Origin of the sequence: Burkholderia sp. Ac-20353 (genome assembly GCF_017104785.1) — a bacterium.
Lineage (GTDB): Bacteria > Pseudomonadota > Gammaproteobacteria > Burkholderiales > Burkholderiaceae > Burkholderia.
On the sequence record NZ_JAAGPL010000005.1, the window covers coordinates 88,969 to 101,067 of the forward strand.

Annotated in this window: 11 protein-coding genes; 2 read left to right on the forward strand and 9 right to left on the reverse strand. The window is 64.4% G+C overall.

What is annotated here, in order from left to right; translation table 11 throughout:
• Window positions 1-7 precede the first annotated feature (7 nt).
• The gene (locus tag G3N94_RS02165; protein ID WP_205790437.1) at window positions 8-379 is read left to right on the forward strand and encodes a hypothetical protein; all 372 of its coding nucleotides are present in this window, start codon (window positions 8-10) and stop codon (window positions 377-379) included.
• Between the two features lie 231 nt (window positions 380-610).
• Window positions 611-1,624: a CAP domain-containing protein gene (locus G3N94_RS02170; protein ID WP_205790438.1), complete on the forward strand. Its 1,014-nt coding sequence runs from the start codon at window positions 611-613 to the stop codon at window positions 1,622-1,624.
• 800 nt (window positions 1,625-2,424) lie between these two features.
• On the opposite strand, the gene G3N94_RS02175 is transcribed toward G3N94_RS02170, so the two are convergent.
• The 9 genes from G3N94_RS02175 to G3N94_RS02215 are packed head-to-tail and all read right to left on the reverse strand — an operon-like array spanning window position 2,425 to window position 12,099.
• Window positions 2,425-3,642: a hypothetical protein gene (locus G3N94_RS02175; protein WP_205790439.1), complete on the reverse strand. Its 1,218-nt coding sequence runs from the start codon at window positions 3,640-3,642 to the stop codon at window positions 2,425-2,427.
• Window positions 3,643-3,651: 9 nt separating this feature from the next.
• Window positions 3,652-4,245, reverse strand: coding sequence for a type 4 pilus major pilin (locus tag G3N94_RS02180; protein WP_205790440.1), 594 nt, complete (start codon window positions 4,243-4,245; stop codon window positions 3,652-3,654).
• 5 nt (window positions 4,246-4,250) lie between these two features.
• Complete coding sequence (locus G3N94_RS02185; RefSeq protein ID WP_205790441.1) at window positions 4,251-5,390, reverse strand: type II secretion system protein; 1,140 nt, start codon at window positions 5,388-5,390, stop codon at window positions 4,251-4,253.
• Window positions 5,387-7,654 (reverse strand): ATPase, T2SS/T4P/T4SS family, encoded by a 2,268-nt coding sequence (locus G3N94_RS02190; RefSeq protein WP_205790442.1) that lies wholly within the window; start codon window positions 7,652-7,654, stop codon window positions 5,387-5,389. Before G3N94_RS02190 ends, G3N94_RS02185 begins: the two co-directional genes overlap by 4 nt.
• Window positions 7,651-8,265, reverse strand: a complete 615-nt coding sequence (locus G3N94_RS02195) for a hypothetical protein (protein WP_241021509.1) — start codon at window positions 8,263-8,265, stop codon at window positions 7,651-7,653. Before G3N94_RS02195 ends, G3N94_RS02190 begins: the two co-directional genes overlap by 4 nt.
• Complete coding sequence (locus G3N94_RS02200; RefSeq protein WP_205790443.1) at window positions 8,219-9,541, reverse strand: hypothetical protein; 1,323 nt, start codon at window positions 9,539-9,541, stop codon at window positions 8,219-8,221. The genes G3N94_RS02195 and G3N94_RS02200 overlap by 47 nt, the downstream gene beginning before the upstream one ends.
• Window positions 9,542-9,545: 4 nt before the next feature.
• Window positions 9,546-11,150: a type II secretory pathway protein gene (locus G3N94_RS02205; protein WP_205790444.1), complete on the reverse strand. Its 1,605-nt coding sequence runs from the start codon at window positions 11,148-11,150 to the stop codon at window positions 9,546-9,548.
• 5 nt (window positions 11,151-11,155) lie between these two features.
• A complete protein-coding gene (locus G3N94_RS02210; RefSeq protein WP_205790445.1) occupies window positions 11,156-11,689 on the reverse strand; it encodes a toxin co-regulated pilus biosynthesis Q family protein in 534 nt (177 codons plus the stop codon).
• A 2-nt stretch (window positions 11,690-11,691) separates the two neighbouring features.
• Entirely contained in the window at window positions 11,692-12,099 is a 408-nt protein-coding gene (locus tag G3N94_RS02215) for a lytic transglycosylase domain-containing protein (protein ID WP_205790490.1), read from the reverse strand.

Here is a 12,099-nt window from a genome sequence, read left to right on the forward strand (position 1 = left end):
CCGGACGATGGAAGACTTTGCCTACCTCTGCGCCGAGAGCAACGCCGCGTGGCTTTCCGGCCGCGGCGATGGCCGCTTCGAGCGATACGAGCGCTTTTATCAGGACGAGCGCGCGCGTCTTGCCGATGGGTTCGATCTCGAGCAGATCAACGAAGCCTACGAGGCTTCGGCCACGAACCGGCGGCCCCAGCCGCTCGCCTTGCTCTCCGCTCCGTGGGTGGGTAAGGTCGCCACCGCATTGTTTTGCCTGTACATGGCGGGACGACTGGTGCCGGAGATGACGGCCCAGGCCCCCGGTGCCACGGGTGTTGCACTCGTGACGGCCTTCGTGGGCCTGCGCATCTTCCATCGAAAGCACCGAAAGGCGTGGCAACGTTGATCGCCGCCGACCGCTGCCCGCCCTTGTGGCGGGTTTTTTTCTGGCAGCAGGCATTCAAGTTGTGGCGGCAACGTCCGATATATACGAGCCGGGTCAAAGGCAAGCAGCCGACGACTCACACCTAGATCTTCACGACGCGCCGCACGCTGCCTTGACTTTTTGCGGCGGTCGATAAGATGAAATCAAGGGTATGCGCCGTGCGTATCCAACAACAAAACGAGGAAACAAAGAATGAAGAAAATCACGACGGTCGGCCTGTCGGCCCTTTCGGTGGCGGTGCTACTGGCGCTCGCTGGCTGCGGAGGAGGAGGCGGCGGCGACAATAGCAGCACGACGACGGGCAGCAACGCAGGCGGTAATGCAAGCGGCAGCGCACCCGCAGCTCAGACGCCAACGAGCAATAACGTGACTACCCCGACTTTCGCGGCGGGCAGCATGGAGTCAGCGGCGTTCACGCTGCTGAACCAGCAGCGCCAGACATGCGGCTTCCCGGCACTCACAGAAAATACGACCCTCGACCAAACGGCTATGGCTCACGCACAGTATCTCGGCGCAAACAATGCGATGTCGGATACGGAAGTAGTGGGCAATGTGGGGTTCACAGGCGTAACGTATGTTGATCGCGCGGCACACTTCGGATACCCGAGCAGCAGCATCGCCATTATGGGTGTGAGCGCGGGCTATTACACCAACGCCACGCTGACCGATGTTCAATACGGCCAGCAGCTGGTCTATCAGTGGCTGGCCGGTGTATATCACATCGCGATCGCGGCGTGGCCGATCACGACGATTGGCGTCGGTATGAACAAGACGACGTTCAACGGGTTCCCGGAGATCCAAGGCTCTTTGACCATCGCGAACTTCCAACCTATGACGACCTCTGGTCCGCTGACTTTCCCGTGCCAAGGCACGACAGGCGTGGCTTATAAGGCAGGCGGTGAGTCGCCGACCCCACCCAACACATCCGGCCCGTGGGGAACGCCAGTTGCGGTAGCTGGCAACGCGACCGACACGATTCTGATGCAATCTGGCACGATGACCGATACGTCGGGCAACGTTATCAACCTCAAGGTGCTCGACTCGTCCACTGACCCGAACAAGCTTCTGCCAAAGTTCGAAGGTGTCGCCTATCCGACTTCGCCACTTCAGCCGAACACCACGTATTCGGTATCGATCACCGGCACGGTGAACGGCACCGCGTTCTCGCGCAACTTCACCTTCACGACCGGTAACGTCATCGGTTGAGCGACCTCGGCGAAGCCCGCCACCGCATCGCGTGTGGCGGGCTTGTGCTTACGCGTTCAATGTCCTCCTCCGCCTCCGCACGGCCCTCCTGCGTTTTGAGATTGAGATAACATGAACCCAACAACCTGCGTCGTGCCCGGATTTAGCATGCAGGCAAACACTTGGCTGCTCGCACCATAAACGTGGCCGTCGCCAGGATTTACGTAGGTACCGAAACCCATTTTGTATAAATCGAATGGTCCGTTGGACGACGGCAAACTTCCATAAGCCGTAGCGCCAAAGCTACTGCCTGGAGCACCGCAGATCATCGGAGACGGCTGCGTGTTGATATCATTGACGACCTGATTAGTGGTCTCGGACAGCGGGCTGCCAAACGCTGACACAGGATTAATAAACTTTCCATAGCCCGCCGCTGCATTGGCGCATGCCTGCTGCTGATCTGGCAGCGATGCCGATGGGATACTCGGCGCGCACGCCAGACCCACCCAATTCGCGCCGTCCCACCAGGGCGATGAAGTTTGTGTGTAGCCTCCTGGACACGATGGAGGTGCCTGATAGTTGCATTGCGGCGCACTCCAATGCGATCCCTGCCACACCGACGACGCCGCAGTCGTCCACCCTGCCCCCGTCGGACACTGCGGTTGCGGAATCGGCGCCGATGAGATGGGCGTGGTGCAGGTCGAATCCTGGTTCCCGTAGGAACAACGGGCCGGCCCCGCGAACGCCGAGCTCGCGCTGACTGCCGCCGCCGACAGCAGAGCCGCACGTACCCCTGTAAGCAATACTCCCAATTTCTGCTCCTAGTAAGCGCAATAAGTCGTCGCGACGGCAGGAACCCATATGGGAGTGCCGCTACCATCGGTAATGACAACCGTCCAAGGTCCCGCGCCGTTCACATTGAAGTTCAAGGCGGTGGTCGGATCGATCTGGACGCCCTGTGGAGCAAGCAAAATCTCCGGCGTCCCGCCAGCGTTACAACTGGGCGCCCACACAAACGTTCCATGCCAGACCACATATCGCGCGTACTGTTGCCATGAGCCGCCGATCGGCAGCCATACGCGCGCGCCGGTGAACGGATCACGTTGACAGGCAAACGGCATCCCCGACCCGTCATACGCCGATGCAATGCCGGTGCCCACGCACGCGGCCCGCGGCACCGCGACGTTCCCCGCCGTCACCGTGCCGGTGACGGTCGCGTTGCCATTGACGGTCGCCGCCCCGGTGTTGATCGGCGCTGGCGCCGTGCCAGCCGCGTTTTGGACATTCAGCGTGCCAGGCGTGAGCACCGCGTTGCTCACTGCGACGTTCGAGGCCGAGAGCGTCGGTGCCGCGATCGTTCCCGTCGCGTCGATGCTGTTGACGTTGTGGAGGCTGACGCCGTTGACGTTCTGATCGCCCGTCCACGTCAGCGAGCCATCGCGCCGGATGTAGACCGAATTGCCGTCTGTCGTCGGCCCGTTCGTCGCCAGCACGACGGCCGGCGGCGCGCCCGGCACCGGATTGGCTGCGTTCCACGCCCCGTTCAACCCGTTGATCGTCGCGGAGTTCTGCGCCTTCGAGAACCCGAACCCGTTGCCGGCCGCCTGCGCAACAACGGCCGCGCCCACGACATCCGGCTGTCCGTTCTTCGTCACCGGATTCGACGGGTACAGCAGATAGCTCACGTGACAGCCGGTCGAGCTGGTCGAACAGCCGGCCGGCCCCACGCTCATCTGGATCATGTACGAACCGCCCCAGAATGGCCCTGCCGCGTAATTTACCTTCAGATAGCCGGCCGACTGCAGTTGCGCCAACGTCGGCGGTGTGACTGGCGTCGGGCCCGGGGCCACCAACTGGGCGACCAGAGCGTTGTAGTTGTCCGTTACCCAGTTTCCCAGTGCCGCATTGATGACCGCTTCGTTGTTACCTTCAGCCGTCAGCACCTCGGCACGGCGCTTCGCCACGTCATCCTTGATGCCTTGCACTGTCAGGATAGCCGTGGCGGCCAGGACGATCGCCATCTCGAGGAGGCTGAACATCGGCGGTCCTTAGTTGTTGTGCGTCGCGTACATGACGACGGTGGCCGTCGTGCCAGCCGACGTGCAGGCGGCCGCAGCAGCAGCGGTGGTGAACGGCGTCCCCGGCCCCGAAATCGTCGTGCCGTTGACCGAGACCATCGCGTAGGCGGATGAGATCGCGTCAGCCGCGAGGGTGCAGACCGTTGCCGGTACCGGATAGGTAACCGCCACCGCGTCGTTGGTCGCAATCACCTTGTTCGGCGCCGCCGTCACACTGCCGCCGAAGAGCCCAGTCAACGCCCCGGTGGTCGTATTCAGGCGCCGGCCAGCGGAATCGAATGCGTGGTTCTGGGTCAACGTCAGCATCGTGGTGGCGGAGTAATCGATGTCGCCCGACGTCGCGTCCTGAATCCCGCTTCGGAAAACCTGCGCTTCGCTCTTGAACTGGAACGCGTGGATGCGATCCATGATGTAACCGCGGGCCATGAACACCACCAGCGTGATCAATGCGGCAGCCGCCATCACACCGGCCGCTTCGACGAGCGACAACTCCCCCTTCTGGCGGCGACGGCCTTTGCCAATGACGAGCGGTCGGTTCATCGGTTTCCTGTTGGTTTGATTCATGTCTGCTACTCCTTGAAGTTGCGGTTGAAGGATGTGGACGGTCCATCGAAGGCGACGGCGCCCGTTGCGATATACGACCCCACACCCAGCGTGAGAAACATGGAAACGGCGAAGGCGAGGAGCACGTAATGGGTGACCTTCGCATTGCGCCGAACCGCTTCGACGACGCGGGCCAGCGAGTTCTGACCGAGATCCTTGATGGACTCCACGAACTGATCGCGCCCGGCCGCGTCCGTCATGATGTCGATCGTCACTTCCGAGAAGATCCCGGTGTCGAGCGCGCGCATCGGTTGATCCGGGTTAGCCGTCAGCCGCGTACTCATGCGGCGCAGATGCCATCGCATCCACGGATCGGCAGACTTCGTCAGCCTGTCCAATGACGCGCGCAATGTCAGGTTCGAGTCGAACAGCCCGGCCAGTGACACGATCAGCAACGCAGCACGCAGATCGCGCCGATTGCGCCACATGAGCGGCATGGCATCGAAACGCCTGCGCACCTCGCCCGTCCAGCGCTTGAGTGTGTAGAAGTACGCGGTCACCAACGCCGCCACGATCGACCCGGTCAGCCACCAGTAATCGGCACAGAACGTGTCCACCGTGTAGACGAACCGGCCAAACCCGGTCCATTGCTCCAGTGGCTTCACGTCGAGCGTCGCCGGCAGGATCTCCGCGCCGAAGAGCACGCAGAAGCCGTACAGGTAGGCGATCAGGAAAGCCGGGTACGCCATCTGCATCGACGTCGTGGCGGACAGCACCCCCTTTGCGTGCGCCGCCATTTCCGCGAGTTCGAGGCCGCGGATCGCCGCGTCGTCCCGAGGCGACTGACCGGCCAGCTCCAGCAACGTGAACTCGTCGCTCGGAACGAACGGCTTGATCGCGAGCGCGAAGTCGTCGCCCGCGCGCATCCGTTGAGCGATCTTCTGGAACACGGGCCACACCAGATTCTTGCGGGAGCGATGGCGCTGTTCGAGCGTCGTCAGGCGCTCGAGCAGCGTCTCGCTATTGCGCAGGCCCTTTTTCGCCACGTCCAGGCGCGTCTCGCGATAGAACATCTCGCGCATGGCCCGGAAGCGCCAGGTCGCGACGCGCACGCGCTCGTTCGCCGGCAGCATCATGAAGAGCGAATAGACGAACGACTTGATCATGACGGCAGCACTCCGTCCTGATCCGGAAACACCCGGTACGTGTCGAACGCGCACATCTTTTCGTCGATGAATCGCGGATCAATCAGACCGCACGCGGCCTTGTACAGCGCGTGTTCGTAGACCGTCTTGCCCGTCATGTCGGCATCGCCGAACGCGGTCTTGCGGCTCGTCCGCCACACGTGCTCGGCCCCGCGCCAGTCGCGCGCCGCCACGCGATCGAGGAATTCGGGCGTCGGCTGGTACAACTCCATCGCGAGCGTCTGCCCCTTGATCCCGGCCGCGACCTTGCCCGCTCGCGTGAGCAAGCCCGGCCGGCGGCAATGCTCGCAACCTTCCTCGTCGCGGCACGCCATGTTGGACGTATCGAGCCCGAACTTCGTCTCGAGCGTCGCAAGCTGGCGCGGCGACAGCACATCGCGCGCCGGCCGCTTGCAATGCGGGCACAATTTCGAAATCAGCTTCTGGTTGCCGACCGCATTGAGAAACTTCCCGGACGCAACTTCATCCATCGGCAGTTTCAGGCGCCCACCGACGAGCCGCATGACCGCACCGATGATGTTGTCGCCGTGCAGCGTCGCGCGGACCGGGTGACCGGTCAGCGCGAGTTCCGCAACGAGGCCGGCCAGTACGGCGTCGCGTACCTCGCCGATCGTCAGGTCGTCGGGATCCATCCGCATCAGCGTGCGAATCACCTCGACGATCTTGCGGTTCGCGTCCTCTTCGGTCTCCCCTGGCCGACGCTGGATCGAGATATCGGACAACCACGGCGCCGGCACTTCGGACGGCTCGTTGACCGCAAACTGCTTTTTCAGGTCCCGGTTGGGCAACAGATACGACAGCGCGCGCAGCAGCGTCGTCTTCCCCGAACCGGTCTCGCCGGTCAGGAAGGTCGTTCCGCCGCTGACCTTGCCAAGCGTCTCGATGATCGCCAGTTGGCTCGGCTCCAGGCCCATTTCCTCCGGGCGCAGCACCTTGTAATTCTTGAAATTGCCGTCGAGCAGCCGCAGCGCGACGTCGAACCCGCCGACCAGCGGTGCGCTCTGCCAGCGGATGTTCACGATATCCATGTGCGCGACGAGCGGGATCATCGCGGACTGGGGCGCGCTCGGCTGGAACGTCTCGCCCGAGTTGGTATTGCGCTGGACCAGATCCTGATACGCGGCCGACAACGCGCGACGCACAAGCGCCTTCGGCATCTTGCGGTACGAGTAGAGATCGCCGTCGACGCGCACCCGCAACTCGACGTCATCGTGGTAGTCCCGGTATTCCCAGTGGACGTCGCTCGCATCATAGGCGTGCGCGGCTTCCATCACGTCGCGGAACGTGCCGATGGCACGCGACGTTTCGGGCACCACGTTGGCCGCGCGCTGCTTTTCCTTGTCGTACAGGGCGGCAATCACCTCCTCGTCCGCAACCATTTCTTCGTGCACGGCAATATCCGCGCGCGCGAGATCCTTCAGGTACGTTGCGTACAGCTGGCTTTCGTGGAAGCGTTGCGTCGTCACCGCAATCGAGATACCCGCCTGCAGCTCGACGGCGATGAACTCGCGGCGCGCCGCATCGGTAATCCGCAGCGCGGCATTCGGATCGCGCTGACACAGAATCCGTTTGAACGTGAGCGCCTCGGCGGACACCAAGCGCGGCAGTCCGCTGGCGAGCTCCGAGACAGACGGCTCGACCAGATCGAGGCCAATCCGATCGATCGACGGCGGCTCATCGGCTGCGCACTTCGAACGCGGGGCAACAGGCTCAGCCGTCCGCACATGGTCCGTCGTCTGTTCCGGGCTCGGCTGTTCCGGAACGACCTGCGAATCAGATCGATTCGAGCGTGCGCTCGCGCCGACGTCCGCTACCGGCGATTGCGGCGCGTCGTCTCCGATCGCCGGTGTGATTGGCACACCATCGGCATGGCCCTGATCCGCTACGTCCCTCGATGTGTCGCCGTTGCGAGCCGTCGCGCTCCGAGTGTGGTCAACGGCATCGACGTCCTCGATGTCCGCTTCCGCCATCCGCAGGCGCATCCCCATCGTCATCGGCTGACTTTCCGTCGCGTGCCGAGGATTCACGGGCTTGCTGGCCGACTTGAATCGAGGCTCACGGGGTTCGGTCGAACGCACCGGTTCCTCGGGATCGACGGGCGCCTTGCCAACGATCGGTATCGCGGCGGCCGAAGTGTCAACGAAGCCGGCCTTCCACGCCTTGAGCTTGCCGAACACGCCGAGCTTGGTCGGCTCCGGCGACTCCAGATTCCCGAACATGCTCATTGCGGACCTCCCAGCGGCATGGCGGGCAGCGGCGCACCCGCCGGCAGAGGCCCGCCCATATCGACGAGCGAGCGAATCGCGCTCGTCGATGGCGACGGCGTCGGCGCGGCAGCACGGATCGGCTCTTTCCACGTGTGCTTGCCTTCGGCCACCGTGACGGCATAACCGTCCACGCCTTTCACGTTCCAGCCATTGAGCAGCGTCGATCCAACGCGGGCGGGATAGATCGCGTCTCGGTACTGGTACAAAACGTAGGAGCCCGTGTCATCGCGAGAGGCCCCGAGAAACGAGACGGGTTCGGCGTGCGCGCGCGGCGCGGGCGGCGCCTTCGCGGCGGGCTTCGACGGCCCCGCGGCAACCGCGCCGCTCGCCGCAATGCCAGGCTGGGGCGTGGTCATGCCGCCGACACTCGGCGACGCCGTCGCGGGTCCGGATGCGCCGCCTAGTTGACGCGCGATATTGGCCCGCGCGATCTGGTCGATATCGTCGAGGGACAGGTGCGGCGCTGCCGGATCGGCGTGAGCGGTCACGGCCACCCCGATGCCCGCCGCGACGAGTGCATGCTTAATTGAGAACAAAATATTTCCCCTGCGCGGTGAAATGAACGCCATACGGCGAGTCGCCGTTATCGTTTTTCGTCGATGTCCCTGCCGCGTCGGCGAGGCGCAGTTCGACCTTGAGCGATTCGAGCGACATGTTGGGCGGCAGCTTCGCGAGCAGCGGGGCTTGCCATCGGAAGCCCTCGATCGTCCAGTCGCCCTGCTTGATCAGGTGGCCGACCGCGCCCCCGTCTCCAGGAACCGGGATCAGCGAATGGGCTTCGGTGAGCGTCACCGTGTACCCGTACGCCTGGATTTCGTACGGTCGGGACGACATCCGCTGCGGCGGCGTTTGCAGTGCCTTGATGAACGCCTGCTCCGACGGCCACCGGGACGATTCCTTCGCGGACAGCGAGTCCACCTTCGGCACGGCGGGGCCGCGCGTGGTCGACGTGAGTCCATCGCGCGAGAACGTCACCGGACGCATCGCCTCCGTCGCCGCGCTATCAAAGCCCTCGAAGGTGCCGCCTTGGCGGCGGAACGTCATCGTGCAATAGCCCGACGACGGACAGTCCGCCTCCTTCACGACAAACCCCTTGCGCATCGATTCGGTCGCGCCAACCGCCGCGAGCAAGGCCGGCGCAAGCTCGGACGCGCGCGGCAACTCATGCGCGAACGTGCTGCGCACCACGTCGGCGTAGCGCTCGTCAAACGTCGGGACATGCGGCGGGGGCGGTGGCGGCGACAGCACGTCCGTCAGCTTCAGGCCACCAAAGACAGTCGCGCCCACGATGACCAGCACCGGGATCGCCGTCGGGATCGACACCGGCACCTTGGCGATGCGCCCAGCCTTCCGGTTCGCGAGCAGCTCGCTCGCCTGAAACGGCTCGTCGACGTCGCCCACCCGATCACCGGCGCCGAGCGTCGCGAGCGCCAGATTGCCGCGCAGGCATTCCTGCTCGATCTCGAGGCGGCGCGCCTGCGCCGCTTCCGGCGACAACACCTCATCGCTGCGCACCGCGCCGCGCACCACGAACACCGCGTGCACGCGCAGACCATCCTGCAGCAGCACCAGCGCCGCGGGCCGGTTCTTGATCCGCTCGTGCAGCGCGATGCGGGCCGCGCCCGAATACAGCCGCGCGCCCTTGACGTCGGCCGACTCCAGCATCGTGAAGCCGCCGATCAGTTCTTCGCCGACCTTGTATTCGACGAAGTGAGTCGAACCGAACGCGTCCGCATAGCGGCGACGCTCGATTTTCCCGCCCTTGACCGGGTACGCCCGCCAGTCGAGGCCGAAGACGAGCCGCGCGCGCTTGTCGCTCGGCAGAGGTTCCGTGATGTGCATCATGGCGTTACATCGACGGAACGACCGTCGCCTTCAGCATGATGATCTGGAACGTCTTCGACTTGTTCCAGGCCCCCGTGAGCCCGCCGATCCCCGCATTCGTCGTGCTGTCGGCGTGATCAGTCATCGCGCCATACAGGACGACCGTCTGCCCGTCTGCCAGCGCGATCGTCTGGTCATCCTTGGTGCCGATGGTATGGGCCAACTGAATCTGTTGCTGCGTCTGACCGGACCCGACGCCGGCACTCGTGAACGGGCCATTCAGCTTCGAGCTGTCCGCCCAGTACGCGAGCACAATCTGGTTGTGGTCGTTGACCGCCGGCAGCACGTTCACGAAATCGCCGGTGGTGATCGTGCCCGGCGTGAGACCCGGCACGCCACCCGAGGTCGCCGTCAGCGAGCCGGCCGAGGGCGACGTCGAGCGCAGGTAGTCGTCGCTCTGGAACGATGCGACGGACACCGGCAGGCCATTGAGCGTCATCTTCGTCATCGTGTTGTCCTGCACGGTGCGGCCGTACTGGTTCAGCGCATTGACCGCCGCGTTCGTGCCGGAGAACGGCGCGTCCGGTCGCAGCACCGAGACACCGACTGAACCGCCCCCCGAGGCCAGCGACGTCGGCGACGCGAAGCTGATCGCGTAGCGCGCGAGGCCCGCATGCATCGCGTTGAACACGACGTCGGCGTTTGCCCCAGCCTGACTGCCCTTTTGCAGTGCGATCTGGATCGTGCGCACCGTGATCGCGACCTGACGCGTCGAGATCGAGTTCTCGCGCTGCAGCAGCTTGCCGATGTTGTCCGCCGCTTCCTTCGTGTCGTACACCATCACGAGGCGGCTCTGCGGATTGACGCTGACGCGCCCCATCGGCGAGCGCAGCTTCTCGATCTCGGCGGTGATCGCGCCAATCTGATCGAAGTCGCCTTCGCGCCCGGTCGAGGTCTGCGCCGAGAACGAACCGGTATTGCCGCCCGAGCCGCCGCCGCCGCCCGCCTGATTGCCTGTCGATGTGTCCATGCCCTTGCTCATCGTCGATTTGATCGACACCTTCCCCGGGATCGCGGCGATCTGATACATCCGCGTCACGAATCGGGAGACGTTGATCGAACCGCCATCGAACGACCAGTCGAGGCCCAGGTCCGTGGTCATGTTGCGCAGGTACAGGCCGACCTTGCCGGTAAAGACTTGCCGATAAATCGGCTCCTCGGTCTTCCCGGCCCCGTTCTGGTTCTGCGTTTTCCCGTCGCCCTGCCCCGGCACCAGCGAGTCGCGTGGCACGAACACGTCCGGGCTCAGGTGCACCGGGTAACCGGTGGCCGTCGAAATCAGCGTCGCGATTTGCCGGATCCCGAGGTTCGCCGGCAGCGTGACGGTCTTCTCGCGGAACACGGCCGGCAGCGTCGCCTCGTAGGCGAGCGGCACGAGTCGGTCGCCGAGAAATGCGGTCGGCACGTCCTCGACGAGCGCCATCGAATCCGGGCCCTTGGCCAGTGCATCCGAAATCGTGCGGTGCGCGGCGTCGTAGCTATCGTTGACGTCCTGCTGGGTCACCGCACAGCCCGAGGCCAGCACGGCGGCCGCAATCGCCACGGCGGATTTCAAAAGGTGCATGCGCATGGTTCTCAGTCCTGGCAGTTGCCCGCGCGTGCGATCACGCGGATGACGTTATTGGTGTGGAGGCACGCGCGCGTCGGCGTGCGCATGTGGTTCGTCGCCTTCATCACCTGTTGCAGCACGGACGTGAAATCGCCCGTGAAGGTCGCGTTGAATTCGAGCGGCAAGTCATCGTCGATCTTCCATGCGAGTTGCCAGCCTTGCGTCTGCAGCCAGCGATCCAGCGCGTCGCGCAGGTTCACGTCCTGCGGCGTGACGTTGAAAGTCAGCGTGGCGGGCGCGGTCGGCGCCGCGGCGCCTAGCAGGACTACCGCTGCCACGGCGGTGGACGGCGAAGATGCGTCGGCGATCGGCGCGGCGGATGCGGACCCCGGACCCGGCGCGGGCGTGCTGGCTTTCGGGCCGGCGGACAGGAGTTGCCAACCGTCGGCGGATGCGGCCGCTTTCGGTTCGATCGCCGCGCGCGAACCAATCGCCATCCCGGCAAAGGCCACGGTGAGGAGAACGCGCGCGACCGCGCGCGTCTGGACGTTAAGCTGCATGGTTATTGCCCCTGTTGCATGAGACGGCGGTAGATCGCGCTGGCGTACACCAGTTGCTTGGACGGCGTCGTGGCGTTGTACGCGCCGACCGCTTTCCAGTTCGGCCCGAACTGGCGGATGTTCGACGCTAGAATCCACGTGCCGACATAGGCGTTCACGCACGCATCGAACAGGTGCTCGCGGCGGATGCCGTATTGCGCGAGCTTCGGCAACCACGCGGAGTTGATCTGCATGAGGCCGATGTCCTCGCTGCCATTGATGTTGCGATTGATCGCGTACGGCCGCATGCCGGATTCGTGCTGTGCGATCGCCCGAACGAGCCGCGCATTGACGTGCTGATAAGCGGCCGCGTCGTCGATACAGTCGGCGTAGCACGCATGTGCGGCGCCCGCCGTGACCAACGTGACCAT